Annotated in this window: 12 protein-coding genes; 9 read left to right on the top strand and 3 right to left on the bottom strand. The window is 63.5% G+C overall.

Annotated elements, in window-relative coordinates; translation table 11 throughout:
• Position 1: 1 nt before the first annotated feature.
• The 3 genes from L1277_RS11845 to L1277_RS11835 all read right to left on the bottom strand — a co-directional run bounded on the left by L1277_RS11845 (position 2) and on the right by L1277_RS11835 (position 2356).
• A complete protein-coding gene (locus tag L1277_RS11845) occupies positions 2-808 on the bottom strand; it encodes a hypothetical protein (RefSeq protein ID WP_253376617.1) in 807 nt (268 codons plus the stop codon).
• Between the two features lie 118 nt (positions 809-926).
• Entirely contained in the window at positions 927-1649 is a 723-nt protein-coding gene (locus tag L1277_RS11840; protein WP_253376615.1) for a DUF305 domain-containing protein, read from the bottom strand.
• Between the two features lie 2 nt (positions 1650-1651).
• Positions 1652-2356, bottom strand: a complete 705-nt coding sequence (locus L1277_RS11835; RefSeq protein WP_253376613.1) for a DUF3105 domain-containing protein — start codon at positions 2354-2356, stop codon at positions 1652-1654.
• 245 nt (positions 2357-2601) lie between these two features.
• Here L1277_RS11835 and L1277_RS11830 point away from each other — a divergent pair, with 245 nt between their 5' ends.
• The 9 genes from L1277_RS11830 to L1277_RS11790 all read left to right on the top strand — a co-directional run bounded on the left by L1277_RS11830 (position 2602) and on the right by L1277_RS11790 (position 14460).
• Positions 2602-3969: a cystathionine beta-synthase gene (locus tag L1277_RS11830; protein WP_253376611.1), complete on the top strand. Its 1368-nt coding sequence runs from the start codon at positions 2602-2604 to the stop codon at positions 3967-3969.
• Positions 3970-3981: 12 nt separating this feature from the next.
• Positions 3982-5151, top strand: coding sequence for a cystathionine gamma-synthase (locus tag L1277_RS11825; protein WP_253376609.1), 1170 nt, complete (start codon positions 3982-3984; stop codon positions 5149-5151).
• A gap of 48 nt (positions 5152-5199) precedes the next feature.
• Positions 5200-6063 (top strand): SDR family oxidoreductase, encoded by an 864-nt coding sequence (locus tag L1277_RS11820; protein ID WP_253376607.1) that lies wholly within the window; start codon positions 5200-5202, stop codon positions 6061-6063.
• 76 nt (positions 6064-6139) lie between these two features.
• Entirely contained in the window at positions 6140-7555 is a 1416-nt protein-coding gene (locus L1277_RS11815; RefSeq protein ID WP_253376605.1) for an MFS transporter, read from the top strand.
• A 182-nt stretch (positions 7556-7737) separates the two neighbouring features.
• A complete protein-coding gene (locus tag L1277_RS11810) occupies positions 7738-8766 on the top strand; it encodes a LacI family DNA-binding transcriptional regulator (protein WP_253376603.1) in 1029 nt (342 codons plus the stop codon).
• A 331-nt stretch (positions 8767-9097) separates the two neighbouring features.
• Complete coding sequence (gene chvE, locus L1277_RS11805; protein ID WP_253376975.1) at positions 9098-10174, top strand: multiple monosaccharide ABC transporter substrate-binding protein; 1077 nt, start codon at positions 9098-9100, stop codon at positions 10172-10174.
• A gap of 97 nt (positions 10175-10271) precedes the next feature.
• The gene (mmsA, locus tag L1277_RS11800; protein ID WP_253376602.1) at positions 10272-11801 is read left to right on the top strand and encodes a multiple monosaccharide ABC transporter ATP-binding protein; all 1530 of its coding nucleotides are present in this window, start codon (positions 10272-10274) and stop codon (positions 11799-11801) included.
• A 31-nt stretch (positions 11802-11832) separates the two neighbouring features.
• A complete protein-coding gene (mmsB, locus tag L1277_RS11795) occupies positions 11833-13074 on the top strand; it encodes a multiple monosaccharide ABC transporter permease (protein WP_253376600.1) in 1242 nt (413 codons plus the stop codon).
• A 66-nt stretch (positions 13075-13140) separates the two neighbouring features.
• Positions 13141-14460, top strand: a complete 1320-nt coding sequence (locus L1277_RS11790; protein WP_253376598.1) for a hypothetical protein — start codon at positions 13141-13143, stop codon at positions 14458-14460.
• Positions 14461-14519 lie beyond the last annotated feature (59 nt).

Genomic DNA, 14519 nt, shown 5'->3' with positions numbered 1-14519 from the left:
GTTACCGGTGCGCCTTACTGATATTGAGCACTTCGCCGATTTCGAGAAGCGGATATTCGACGAAGGTGATGCGCGTGGGGTTGAGGTAGAAGAGGTCATCGATCGTCATGCCGAATCGTGCTGCGACCTCCGACGCGATGTCGTTCGGGGCAACCGAGTAATCAACCGGTGCGCCGTCAATGACAGTCACCTCTCCATTTGCGCCTCCGGTTTTTCCCGAATCAGCGACGACAAGTCCCGGCCGCATGTCCGGCAACGTCCAGTGGAGAACCGCGCTCGACAAGACGGACACGAAGCACCCCTCGGTGAACGCCTCGAAGTCATGGTGGCTGATCAGGACGGTGTCAAGGAAGCTCGGGTCGCCCGACGTGAAATCTGCCGGGAGGGTGAACGTCTGTTCGGGCTGGTGGGGCAGGTTGCCGTAGGACATGTTCATGATCGAGCTTGTGCACGGGGTGCCCGGTTCGACCAGATTGGGCGTGATACGTAGTTCGACGTCTTCACTCCGAGCGGAGGAGAAGCCGAGCAGCGCCAGAACGAAGCCGCCGCCTCGCCCCGCGCGCACTTCGACATCGCCCGAGATGAGTGGATCTCCCATCAGCTGCCCCGTGGCAACCACCGTGCCCGGATCGACCTGCGTTGGCGGAACCGTCGATCGCCGCTCAGTCGTTGGCGTCAGGGTGGTTGGTGTGGGCGTCGGTGTCGGCTTCGACGCCTCGAGCTGTTGCATCAGTCCGCAGCCACTGAGGAGCAGAGAAGCGGTCGCAACGACAACGCCGACGGCCACGGATCGAGATCTCGCCGCCATGAAGCCCTCCCGGGTCGCGGCAGGTCCGCTATCTCCGTGAGCCGAGGCTAACGCGCCCGGGCGTCGGAGCGCGAGCACTCGATCGGGGGACGCGGACTGCGGCAGCGGTGCCGGGACCCTACGGCGCGGGGCGCTCCTCGAGCATCGAGTTCATCAGGTCGATCTCCGACTGCTGACTCTTCACAACGCCGTTCGCAAAGGTACGAACGGTCGAGTTCGTGCTCCGGTCGAGCACCGCCTCGCCCATCTCAATCGCACCCTGGTGGTGCGCGATCATGAGCTCGAGGAACATGCGCTCAGCCGCAACGCCGCTGAGGCCCTTCAGCTCGGTGATCTGCTCGGGTGTCGCGAGTCCCGGCATGGGCTCACCCGGTTTGTGTGCACTCTCGCCCGAACCGTGATTGTGACCGTCGCCCTTGAGCGTCGGCTGCATCATCCAGGTCATCTCGGGGTCAGTGCCATGCGCGGGCAGCTTCCACACGTTGAGCCAGCCCTGCATCATTCCTGACTGGGCGCTCTGCGTGGTAGCGATGTCGTAGGCGAGGAGCCGCACGGCGTCGTCGTCGGTGAGGTCCCGGACGATGAACGACAGCTCGACGCCCTGATTGTGGTGCGTCTGCATGTCACGGGCGAACCCGGCTTCAGCGCTGTCGCTCGTGGGGGTCGGATCTCCGAGGGTCGACAGCCGCCCGACCGAGAACGCAATCACGCCGACGGCCACGATCGCTACGACGGCGACGAGCAGCAGTGCGAGAGGCGACCGGCGCCGGTGACCGGCGGCCGACGTCGCGTCGGACGCCGAGGCATCCGTCTCGAAATTCGGAGAACCGGCCGCCGTCATACTTACGCCTTGCCCGGGCCGTCTACCGCGCCGGTGCAGAGGGCACCGGGCTCGGGAACACTCTCGCTCTTCCAATACTCCTCGAAGAATTCGGCGATGCGCTCATCGGATGCCTTGTCAACCTGCAGCTGCGCATCCCAGCCGGAAAGAACGATGGGGGAGGGCAGGTCTTCGAACGGCGAGAGGATCACGTAGGTGGAGGGCAGCTTGGACTTGAGCGTGTCGAGTTCATCGTCGGAGATCGACGGGTCGTACGTCACCCAGATCGCGCCGTGCTCGAGCGAGTGAACGGCGTTCTCGTTCTGCTGCGGCTCGGTGTAGATGCCACAGTTCAGCCAGGCCGGGTTGTGGTCGCCACCAGCGGGCGGGGTCTGCGGGTAGTCGACGGCCGTTTCGACGTGGTTGTTCGTGTTCGTGAAGGTCTCGACGCCCTCGATCTTGGCGCCAGAACCCCCCTCGGAGTAGGTCGCGTTCTTCGGCATGGTTAGCACGATGCTCGTGATGAGCAGGGCGACGATGGCGACTCCGCCGACGATGGCCGAGATGATGCCGATGCGCTTGTTGCGCCGCTTGCGAGCCTGCTCCTTCTTGAACGCCTCGACCTTGGCGTTGCGCTGTGCGGCGCGCTGCTCTTTGATGGTCTTCTGCTTCGCCGGGTTACCGCTCGTGCTCGCGGCGGCTGCGGGGGAGTCGTCTCGGGGGGTCAACAGGGGCCTCTCGTTGGAGTTCGCGTGGGGGCAGCCTGCATGCATCTGAATGAGCCCGGGCTGTTCCTTCAGTGTATGGCTCGCATCCTCACAAGATGATGTGAAGTGGATGCCTGTTGCCACCTCGATCACGCCTGTAACGAAAGGAATCGAGCGGCTAGGCTCGAAGGGACGGCCAGAAACCGTCGAGCGGCCGATCCGACCCGGACCGAGGCCAGCAACGCACACGCCGAACGGACGAACACGTGAAGTACGCAGAAACCATTGTCGACCTGGTCGGAAACACCCCACTCATCAAGCTCAACAGTGTGACGGAAGGCATCGCGGCCACCGTGCTCGCGAAGGTGGAGTATTTCAACCCGGGCGGCTCGATCAAAGACCGCATCGCAACACGCATTATTGATGCTGCCGAGGCATCCGGAGATCTGAAGCCGGGTGGAACGATTGTCGAACCAACGAGCGGCAATACCGGTGTCGGGCTCGCGCTCGTCGCCCAGCAGCGCGGATACAAGTGCATCTTCGTTGTGCCGGACAAGGTCGGCGAGGAGAAGCGCAACGTGCTCACCGCCTACGGCGCGCAGGTCGTTGTCACACCGACCTCGGTGACACCGGAGTCGCCGGAGTCGTACTACAGCGTGTCTGACCGCCTCGCGGCCGAGATTCCCGGTGCCTTCAAGCCGAACCAGTACTTCAACCAGAACGGTCCGCTCAGCCACTACGAGACGACAGGTCCCGAGATCTGGAACGACACCGACGGCACCGTCTCCCACGTCGTCATGGGCGTCGGCACCGGTGGAACCATCACGGGCACGGGGCGCTTCCTCCGCGAGGTGTCGAACGGTGGGGTCCGAATCATCGGCGCAGATCCCGAGGGATCGGTCTACTCCGGCGGCACCGGTCGCCCGTACCTCGTTGAGGGTGTCGGCGAAGACATGTGGCCAGGGGCATACGACCCGGGCGTCGTCGACGAGGTCATCGCGGTCAACGACGCTGAGTCGTTTGCCATGACCCGTCGCCTCGCGTTGGAAGAGGGGCTCCTCGTCGGCGGCTCAAGCGGCATGGCCGTTGTCGCCGCGCTCAAAGCGGCGCGCTCGCTTCCGGCCGACGCTGTCGTTGTGGTCGTGCTTCCCGACGGTGGCCGCGGCTACCTCGCGAAGATCTTCAACGACGGCTGGATGCGTTCGCACGGCTTCCTCGGCTCGGCCTCCGACGAGCGCACGGTCGGCGACCTGGTTCGATCGAAAGACGTCTCGGCGTCGTCGCTCGTGCATGCCCGCCCGACCGACACAGTGAGCGACGTCGCCGCTCTGCTCTCGAGCACCGGCCTCTCGCGGGTTCCCGTGCTCTCTGCACAGCCTCCGGTCATGCTCGGCGAAGTCGTCGGGTCGGTGTCACAGGCGTCGCTGCTCGAAAGCATTCTCTCCGGTTCGGCCACGGTGACGGATGCCGTTTCCACCGTCATCGAAGCGCCGATTCCGATGATCGGTGCAGGCGAATCGATCGAGGCGGCGCGAACCGCGCTGACGGCATCCGACGCCCTATTGGTGATTGAGGATGGCAAGCCGCAGGCCGTTATTACCCGTCAGGATCTCCTGACCTTCGTGACTGAGTAGAGAAGAGCGAACATGAGCGACAAGAAGAAGCAGGGCTTCGGCACCCGGGCCATTCACGCCGGGCAGGACTTCGACCCCACGACGGGTGCCGTCATTCCGCCGATCTACCAGTCATCGACCTTCGTGCAGACCGAGATCGGTGGACTGCGCAACGGCTACGAATACGGCCGAGGGGGCAACCCCACGCGCAACGGGCTTGAAGAGCAGCTTGCTGCACTCGAGGGCGGAAAGTACGGCATCTCGTTCGCCTCGGGGCTCGCCGCCGAAGACGCGCTGCTGCGCGGAATCCTCAAGCCGGGCGACCACATCATCCTGGGCAACGACGCGTACGGCGGAACCTATCGCCTCATCAACAAAATCTTCGGCGCATGGGGAGTGACCCACACCGTCGTCGACATGTCGAATCTGCGCACCGTGCAGACCGCCATCACCGCAGACACGAAGGTGCTCTGGGTGGAGACGCCGTCGAACCCGCTCATGAAGATCACCGACGTGGCCGAGCTCGCCGAAATCGGACACGCTGCCGGGCTCACCGTGGTCGTCGACAACACCTTCGCGTCGCCCGCGCTTCAGCAGCCGCTGACCCTCGGAGCCGACGTCGTCGTGCACTCGACCACCAAGTACATCGGCGGCCACTCCGACGTCATCGGTGGAGCCCTCGTCATGAACGACGACGAGATGCACGAAAAGGTGCGATTCATGCAGTTCGCGGCCGGCGCCGTCTCCTCGCCGATGGACGCGTTCCTCACCAGTCGCGGGATCAAGACGCTCGAGGTGCGCATGCACCGGCACGGCGAGAGTGCCCAGGCCATTGCCGAGTTCCTGGCCCAGCACCCGGCCGTCGAGACCGTGTACTACCCCGGGCTGGAGTCACACCCGGGCCACGCACTTGCCGCATCGCAGATGTCAGGATTCGGTGGGATGCTGTCGGTCGCCTTCGTGGGCGGCGAAAAAGTGGCGAGGCGATTCGCGGAGAAGACCCGTGTTTTCCAGCTCGCTGAGTCGCTCGGCGGTGTCGAGTCGCTCGTCAACTACCCGGCAGCGATGACCCACGCCTCCGTTGCGGGAACGGAACTCGCCGTCCCCGCGAACGTTGTTCGACTCTCGGTCGGGCTCGAGAGCATTGACGATTTGCTGGCCGATGTCGAGCGTGCCGTCGGAAAGGCGACCAAGAAGCGCTGATCGCGCAAGGGCTGGACGGGATGTACTCCGGCGTGTGGACTGGGAACCATGAACCTTCCCAACCCACTCGACCAGTATCCCCGTCCGCCCTTTGACGTTGACGACTCGGGTGACGAGCCCGTCATGTCGCCACCGCCGGACCACGGCGAACAGTCCTACCAGGGCAACGGGCGACTCGCGGGCCGGCGCGCGTTCATCACGGGCGGTAACTCCGGGCTTGGACGTGCCACCGCGATCGCCTTCGCCCGCGAGGGTGCCGACGTCGTCTTCACGTTTCACAGTGATGAGGAGGGCGCGAAAGAGGCGCTCGCGGTCATCGAGGACTGCGGCGTCACGGGCGGGATGCTCAAGGTCGACATCTCCGACGAGTCCGAGTGCGTGAAGGCCATCGCCGACGCCGTCGAGACGCTCGGCGGGCTTGACACCCTGGTCATGGTGGCCGGGTACCAGAACAACGTCGACGACATCCTCGACCTTGAGACCGACCAGCTCGACCTGACCTTCCGCACGAACGTCTACTCGATGTACTGGCTCACCAAAGCGGCGCTCGAGCACATCCCCGCCGGTGGCAGCATCATCACCACGAGCAGCGTCCAGGCGAACCAACCTTCCCCGGACAAGCTCGACTATGCGGCCACCAAGGGCGCGATCGTCACCTTCACGAAGGCGCTCGCCCAGCAGCTCGCGCCGCGCGGCATTCGGGTGAACTCGGTCGCTCCGGGGCCATTCTGGACCAACCTGCAGCCCGACTCCTCCGACGCCGAGAGTGTCACCGAGTTCGGCAAGGACTCGCCATACGGACGCCCCGGCCAGCCCGCCGAGATCGCCGGAGCATACGTGTACCTCGCCAGCACCGACGCGAGCTACACGAGCGGCTCCACGCTTGTGGTGTCAGGCGGCTCCCCCATCTAACATCGACCAGCCGGCGCGCTCGTCCGATGAGGACGAGCGCGCCGATTGCTGTGCGTTGCCGCCTAGGCTGAACGTTGTGTCATCGAACGCCAAAATCGGGGCGGATGCTCCTGGTCACGCAATCCGGACGGCCCCCGGAATATTCTCACCCCGCTACCTCTGGGTGACGATTGGGGCGTGTGCGCTCGTCTTTCTGGGAGCCTTCGAGTCGCTTGCCGTCACGACCATCATGCCGCTCGTCAGCGCAGACCTCGACGGAGCTGCGCTGTACGCGCTTGCCTTCGCGGGGCCCCTCGCGACCGGCGTCATCGGTATGGTGGTTGCCGGCAACTGGTCTGACCGCAACGGACCGGTCGCTCCGCTTCTGACCTCGGTCGCCCTGTTCATCGTGGGGCTGGTCGTCGCGGGCCTGGCCACCGACATGACCGTCTTCCTGATCGGGCGGCTCGTTCAGGGCCTCGGCTCGGGTGCGATGAACGTTGCGCTCTACGTCGTGGTCGCCCGCATTTACCCACCGGCGCTCCACTCGAAGATCTTCGCGGGCTTCGCGGCCGCCTGGGTCGTCCCCTCGCTCGTCGGCCCATTCGCGGCGGGCGTCGTTGCCGAACTCACCAGCTGGCACTGGGTGTTCCTCGGCGTGGTGGCGCTCGTACTCATTGCGATGCTCATGGTTGTGCCTGCATTGCGGATGCTTCGCGGCCAGCCAGCGGCGGAGGTCGCTGTGCGACCCGCCTGGGCCGTCGGCAAAATCGCCTGGTCTGTGCTTGCCGCTGTGGCGGTGCTCGGCCTCAACCTTTCGGCTCGACTCGATGGTGCGTGGATCGGTGTCGTTGCCGCCGTGGCGATCCTTATCGCGTTGATAGCGGTGCGACCCCTGCTTCCCCGCGGTGCCCTGCGCGCCCGTCGAGGCTTACCGAGCGTCATCCTGCTTCGTGGACTCATCGCCGCAGGGTTCTTCGGTGCCGAGATCTACATTCCCTACCTGCTGAGTGACCGGTACAACTACTCCGCTGCCCTGTCGGGACTCGCCCTGACGGGAGCGGCGCTGACCTGGGCCGGTGCGTCCTGGCTGCAGGGGAAACTCGATACTGCCCTCACCCACGTCCGCGCCATGCAGATCGGAACCGTGCTCGTTCTCTTCGCGATTCTGACCGCTGTAGCGACCGCAGCATTCGAACTGTCACCGTTCGTTGTGATCGGCGGGTGGCTCTTCGGAGGAGGCGGCATGGGCCTCATGTATCCCCGCCTCAGCGTTATGACGCTGTCCTACTCGACCGACCGTGACCAGGGGTTCAACAGTTCGGCGCTCTCCATTGGTGACTCGCTCGGAGGGGCGCTTGCGCTTGCATCAACGGGGATCGTGTTCGCGGCTCTCGCGGGCGCTGGCGGGTCCTGGCCGTTCGCCGGGTGCTTCCTGCTCGCCACCGTTCTTGCAGGCGTCGCGCTCAGCGTGGGCCCGCGGGTTGGGGATGGCGTTCGCGACACGGAGTAGAGCGAGTCCGCGTAGGCAGACGCTTGCATGTGACAGCGATGTGACAGCCCGCGGTTCGCGGTGAACCTTTGTCACACTTTTGTCACATACGCGGCCTGTTGTGTATTCCTCTAGCAGTGACGGGCGTTGGAGCGTGCATAATTGACGTAATCGCGCGGATGTGACCGTGCACATGGACAGGGATGTTTTCGGTGACAGACAGCGCGGATCGGGGCAGGGCGCCGAATATTCGAGATGTGGCACGTCTCGCCGGAGTGAGCCACCAGACGGTTTCCCGGGTCATCAATGATCACCCCAGCATTCGTGACTCGACCAAGCAACGCGTCCTCGACGTGATGGGTCAGTTGCAGTACCGGCCCAATCGAGCGGCCCGGGCCCTCGTCACCCACCAGTCGCGCACGCTCGGCGTGCTGGCGTCACAGCGGTCGCAGTACGGCCCGTCAAGCATCATCCAGAGCATCGAAACCGCAGCGCAGGACGCCGGTTACATGGTCTCAACGGCCAACATCGCCTCAACGGACGAAGAGTCGATCGTCGCAGCACTCGATCACCTCAACGCACAGGCGATCGACGGCCTGGTCATCATCGCGCCGCAGGTCCGGGTCTTTCGCGCCATCTCAAACCTCGATCTGCGCGTGCCCTTCGTTGCCATGAACACGAGTGAGGGCACAGACGAGCACGCGATCGGCGTCGACCAGGTTGCCGGTGCGCGGTTGGCAACCCGTCACCTCATTGAGCTCGGTCACCGCCACATTTACCACCTCGCCGGACCGCAGGACTGGATGGAAGCTGAGGCGCGGATGCGCGGATTCCTTGAGGAGATGAACGCGCAGGACGTGCGAACAACGGCGCCGATCCTGGGGGACTGGTCGGCGGACTTCGGCTATCACGCGGGTCGAGAGCTCATGCGGGTGCGCGACTTCACAGCGATCTTCTCTTCGAATGACCAGATGGCGCTCGGGCTCATCCACGCAATCCGCGATTCCGGGCACGAGGTGCCGCGTGACGTTTCAATCGTCGGATTCGACGACATCCCCGAGGCCGCCCACTTCTGGCCACCTCTCACCACCGTTCGTCAGGACTTCCCCGAACTGGGGAGGCGGTGCGTGGCACAGCTTCTTGGTGAAATGGCGAACTCACCAATCGGCTCGACGGCGCGGATCCAGCCCGAGTTGATCGTCCGCACGTCAACCGGTGCACCGTCGTTTTGACCGCTTTTCCCTTGCGCCCTCATTGCGGTTACCAAATCGAGACTTTTCGACTTGACACGAGAGGCCGTGTTCTGAGTAACATGTGACAGCAATGTGAACGGTCACATTGAATCGGCCCGACACATCGGGAACCGATAACTCCACTTCACGGTCAACCACGAACCGGCCTGTACCCGGGCCGGACAGAGCACACAGTCATGGACGCAGTGTGTTCTCGTGGGGCGCCAACCCTGTCTGGAATCCCAGGCGACAAAGACGTCCATGGCACCGATTACAGAGAGGTAAACACACAGTGAAGAAAGTACTGATCGCGACCATCGCGGCAGGCGCAATGGCGCTGTCGCTCGCGGCATGTTCGTCCGGCGGCTCCAGCGAAGGCGGAGAAGGCGGCGGCGCACTCGTCGGCGTTGCAATGCCAACCAAGTCGAGCGAGCGCTGGATCCAGGACGGCGACGCCGTCAAGAAGCAGCTCGAAGACGAAGGCTTCAAGGTTGACCTGCAGTACGCAGAAGACGACATCCCCACCCAGGTTTCACAGATCGAGAACATGATCACCAAGGGTGCAGAAGCCCTGATCATCGCTTCGATCGACGGCACAACCCTGACCCAGGTTCTGCAGGACGCCGCTGACGCTGACATCCCCGTCATCGCCTATGACCGCCTCATCCGCGACACCGAAAACGTCAGCTACTACGCGTCGTTCGACAACTTCAAGGTCGGACAGCAGCAGGCCACCTCGGTGCTCAACGGTCTCGGACTTGTTGACCTCGAAGGCAACGCCATCGACGGCGCACCGGCCGGTCCGTTCAACATCGAGATGTTCGCCGGTTCGCCCGACGACAACAACGCCACGTTCTTCTGGGACGGCGCTCAGGACACCCTGAAGCCGTTCATTGACGCAGGCACCCTCGTTGTTAAGAGCGGCCAGACCAGCTTCGAGCAGGCAGCAACTCTCCGCTGGGACGGCGAAACCGCCCAGAAGCGTATGGAGAACATCCTCACGTCGAGCTACTCCGACGGCACCAAGGTCAACGGCATCCTCTCGCCGTACGACGGCATCTCCCGCGGAATCATCTCCGCACTGACCGACGCTGGTTACAGCGCCGGTGAGGAATGGCCGATCATCTCGGGCCAGGACGCAGAGCTCGACTCGGTCAAGGCCATCAACAACTCCGGTGAGCAGTACGCGACGATCTTCAAGGACACTCGCAAGCTCGCTACCGCTGCTGTTGAGATGACGGTTGCCGTCCTGAACGACGAAAAGCCCGAGGTGAACAACACCGAGGACTACGACAACGGCAAGTTCGTTGTTCCGTCCTTCCTCCTCGACTCCCAGATCGTTGTCAAGGACAACGTGAACGAGGTCCTGGTTGAGTCCGGTTACTGGACCGCAGAAGAGATCGGCTAACACCCTTCTTCCCAGTTGAGGCCGGTGGGGGAGTTTTCACTCCTCCACCGGCACTCGAATGCAATGAAGCAGGTATCGGTATGGAAAAGGTGCGAAAGTGACCACAAACATCCTCGAGATGCGCAGCATCACTAAGACGTTCCCGGGCGTGAAAGCCCTGTCGGACGTCACCCTCGACGTGGGGCGCGGCACTGTCCACGCTATCTGCGGCGAAAACGGGGCTGGCAAGTCCACCCTGATGAAGGTTCTTTCCGGGGTGTACCCGCACGGAACCTATACCGGCGACATCGTCTTCGAGGATGAGGTCGTCGAGTTCAAGGACATTCGGGACTCCGAAGCCAAGGGCATCGTCATCATCCACCAGGAGCTGGCGCTGAGCCCCTACCTCTCGATCGCCGAGAACATCTTCCTCAACAATGAGCAAAAAGGTGGCCTCGGTCTCATCGACTGGAACAAGACCAACCACGAAGCAGCGACGCTGCTCGCCCGGGTTGGGCTCAAGGAAAATCCCACGACGAAGATCATGGACATCGGTGTCGGCAAGCAGCAGCTCGTCGAGATCGCCAAGGCACTGTCGAAGCGAGTGAAGCTCCTCATCTTGGACGAGCCAACGGCCGCCCTCAACGACGAGGACTCCGACCACCTGCTTGACCTCATCCTGCACCTCAAGGAGCAGGGCATCACCTCGATCATCATCAGCCACAAGCTCAACGAGATCAAGAAGGTCGCGGACACCGTGACCGTGATCCGCGACGGCCAGACGATCGAGACGATTCAGAAGACCGACGTCACTGAAGAGCGCATCATCAAGGACATGGTCGGCCGGGACCTCGAACACCGTTACCCCGATCACACGCCGAACATCGGCGAGGAAATCTTCCGGGTTGAGGACTGGACAGCTCACCACCCGCAGGACCCCACTCGCGTCGTCGTCGACAAGGTGAACATCAACGTCCGCGCCGGTGAAATCGTCGGTATTGCGGGCCTGATGGGTGCCGGGCGCACTGAGTTCGCCATGAGCGTCTTCGGACACAGCTACGGCAGCAGGATCTCCGGCAAGGCGTTCATGCGTGGTCAGGAAATCAAGACCAGGACCGTCTCCGAGGCGATCGGAAATGGACTGGCCTACGCTACCGAAGACCGCAAGCACTACGGACTCAACCTGCTCGAGGACATCAAGCGCAACATTGCTCTCGCCTCGCTCGACAAGCTCTCGTCCAAGGGGCTCGTCAACGACAACGAGGAATACAAGGTGGCCAACGGCTACCGCAAGAGCATGAACATCAAGGCGCCGACCGTGATGGCCAAGACCAGCAAGCTGTCTGGTGGAAACCAGCAGAAGGTCGTGCTTTCCAAGTGGATCTACTCCGACCCCGATGTGCTCATCCTCGACGAACCGACTCGCGGCATCGACGTGGGCGCGAAGTACGAGATCTACGCGATCATCAACGAACTCGCCGCACAGGGCAAGGGCGTCGTCGTCATCTCGAGCGAACTGCCCGAGCTGCTCGGAATTTGCGATCGCATCTACGCCCTCAGCGAGGGACGCATCACGGGCCAGCTTCCGATTGAGGAAGCCAACCCGGAATCCCTTCTCAAGCTCATGACCATGGAAAAGCCGCGCTAGCGCGCCCGGCACCACCAAGGAGAACACCGAAATGTCAAGCACTCAGACCCCGGCGGCCGAGGAAACCGCGGCCGGCGGTCGAATCAATCCCCCCGAAAACAAGTTCACCAGCTGGCTCAGCCACCTCCTCGCCGACCTCGGCAAGAACGGTATCTTCCTCGCACTTCTCGCGGTGATCCTGTTCTTCACGGTCGTCACGGACGGCATCCTGCTGCGCCCGCAGAACATCTCCAACCTCATCGTCCAGAACGGCTACATCCTTGTTCTGGCAATCGGTATGGTCATGATCATCATCGCCGGGCACATCGACCTCTCGGTCGGTTCGGTTGCTGCCTTCGTCGGCGCCTGCTCCGGTGTGTTCGCCGTCTCGTGGGGACTGCCCTGGTGGCTCGCGATCATCATGTCGCTCGCCATCGGTGCGCTCGTCGGAATGTGGCAGGGTTTCTGGATCGCCTACGTGGGAATTCCCGCCTTCATTGTGACGTTGGCCGGCATGCTCATCTTCCGCGGTCTCGCTCTCGTCGTCCTCGGTAACGCCAACATTGGCTCCTTCCCGACCGAGTACCGTGCCCTCGGAAACGGCTTCCTCAACAACGTCTTCGGTGACCTCGACCTCGACCCGCTGACACTCATCGTCGCGGCGGTCGCCGTGGTTGCCCTCATCGTCGGTCAGTTCCGCACGCGGAGCGGCCGGGCCAAGTACGGCCAGGAGGTCGAACCGATCGTCTGGTTCGTCGCCAAGCTCGTACTTATCACCGTCGCCATCGGCTTCTTCGCCTACGCGCTGGCCTCATACAAGGGCATCCCGGTCACGCTCATCGTTCTGGCCGTGCTCGTCCTGATCTACGGCGTCATCATGAACCGCAGCGTCTTCGGCCGTCACGTCTACGCGATCGGTGGAAACCGCCACGCGGCCGAGCTGTCAGGCATCAAGACCCGCAAGACCGACTTCCTGCTCTTCGTGAACATGGGCGTCCTCGCAGCCCTCGCCGGCCTGATCTTCACGGCTCGCCTCAACCTCGCTGGCCCCAAGGCCGGTGATGGTTTCGAACTTGAGGCCATCTCCGCAGCGTTCATCGGTGGAGCCGCTGTTCAGGGTGGTGTCGGCACCATCGGTGGCGCGATCATCGGTGGACTGATCATCGGTGTGCTCAACAACGGTATGTCGATCCTCGGGCTCGGCATCGAGTGGCAGCAGGCCGTCAAGGGCCTCGTCCTTCTGCTCGCTGTCGCGTTCGACGTCTTCAACAAGCGTCGCTCAGGCGGCAAGTAAACCGCGGGTCCCGATCGTCCGCTCCCGCAGCAGACGATCGGGACCATATTCATGAGAGAGAAGCGGATGCCACGGGTCGGGGACATGCCGGATGGCGCACGGTTGATCGCCGTGCTCGGCGGCCTGCCCACGATTACTGGTGCTCCTCAACTCGGCAGCGAGTCGCAAATCCTGCCGTTCCAAAGTGTCGGCGACAACGCGCTGCTCGGTGCGGAGTCCTCGAGCGGTTTCTTTCTCCGCCGCGGCACACTGGACCGTCGAGCCGCCGAACTTCTCGAGCGGGTCGGGCTCGACATCGCACCTGGTCGTCCTGCGCTCGACCTCGACACCGTCGACCGGCGCATTGTCGAACTGGCTCGGGCCCTAGCCCGGGCGCCAGAAACGATCCTGGTCGATGATCGCCAATCCCGGTTCACATCCGCGGAGACCGAGCGCTGGCTCCGAGCCCTTCGCCGGGCGGCGATAAGTGCGCGCATCCTCGTTTCGGTTGAGGGTCTGGCCGACCTGCATCAGGCAGCGGAATCCGTGGACCTCGTCGCCGTCGTGCGAGATGGCGTGGTCGTCGATTGGGCCCAACCGGCCGATGCTGCGCGTTTGGCAGAGTCCCTCGTTCCCAGCGAGCCATCCGCCGCCCGTCCCGACCGGGTGCTCGGACCGATCGTCCTCGAACTCCGTGGCGTCTCGGTGTCGCACCCCGTCCGTCGGGAGCGTCTCGCCGTCGAGAAGGTGACACTCACCGTCCGGTCCGGCGAAATCGTCGGATTCGGGAGCGCACAGGACCTCGTGCTCGGCATCTTCGGAGCGTCAACCGGGGGAGCGGTGACCGGCGAGATCAGACTCGACGGGCAGCCAGCCGACCTGTCCTCGGTCGACCGGGCGATTGCGGCTCGGGTGCTCTTCATCTCCGAACACCCACCCACCTATGACATCGGACTCATCGGGGGAATTCCCACAAGCGTGTCCGGCACGTCACTCGCGCGATTGGCCCGGTTGGGCATCATCGACAAGCGTCGGGAGTACATCCCGAGGCGCGCGCCGTCGATGCTTCTCGAAGCGATTCCCGGGGCCGCATCCCGCCCATCCACCTCCGACCTCAATGAGGTGCTCGCGGGCTGGGTCGCCCAACCGCCCCGGGTCGCCATCCTCACCGAGCCGTTCTCCGGGCTCACTCCGACCGAGACAGGCGAACGTCGCGAGCTGATTGAAGCGCTGGCCGCTGCCGGTGTGGCCGTCCTCGTCGAGGCGACCGATGCCCTGCAACTGGTGGGCCTCTGCGATCGCATTCTGCTGCAGACCGGTACCCGTCTCGAGACCGAACTTCGCGGCGACGATGCGTCAGCTCGCGGGTTGATCGCTCATCGGCTCCGCACCCATTTACAACGTTAGAATTGAGTAGCTTCATGATCACTAAGTTCAGACCATTCGCACCCAAGACAAAGGAGTCG

Source organism: Okibacterium sp. HSC-33S16, assembly GCF_024171565.1.
Classification (GTDB): domain Bacteria; phylum Actinomycetota; class Actinomycetes; order Actinomycetales; family Microbacteriaceae; genus Mycetocola_A.
This window is presented reverse-complemented; position numbering and strand designations above follow the sequence as displayed.

What these genes read in the sequence shown, in the direction of transcription:
- L1277_RS11845 (WP_253376617.1), bottom strand. Translation starts at nt 808, where the DNA reads ATGGCGGCGAGATCTCGATCCGTGGCCGTCGGCGTTGTCGTTGCGACC.
- L1277_RS11840 (WP_253376615.1), bottom strand. Translation starts at nt 1,649, where the DNA reads ATGACGGCGGCCGGTTCTCCGAATTTCGAGACGGATGCCTCGGCGTCC.
- L1277_RS11825 (WP_253376609.1), top strand. Translation starts at nt 3,982, where the DNA reads ATGAGCGACAAGAAGAAGCAGGGCTTCGGCACCCGGGCCATTCACGCC.
- L1277_RS11820 (WP_253376607.1), top strand. Translation starts at nt 5,200, where the DNA reads ATGAACCTTCCCAACCCACTCGACCAGTATCCCCGTCCGCCCTTTGAC.
- L1277_RS11810 (WP_253376603.1), top strand. Translation starts at nt 7,738, where the DNA reads ATGTTTTCGGTGACAGACAGCGCGGATCGGGGCAGGGCGCCGAATATT.
- chvE (WP_253376975.1), top strand. Translation starts at nt 9,098, where the DNA reads ATGGCGCTGTCGCTCGCGGCATGTTCGTCCGGCGGCTCCAGCGAAGGC.
- mmsB (WP_253376600.1), top strand. Translation starts at nt 11,833, where the DNA reads ATGTCAAGCACTCAGACCCCGGCGGCCGAGGAAACCGCGGCCGGCGGT.
- L1277_RS11790 (WP_253376598.1), top strand. Translation starts at nt 13,141, where the DNA reads ATGCCACGGGTCGGGGACATGCCGGATGGCGCACGGTTGATCGCCGTG.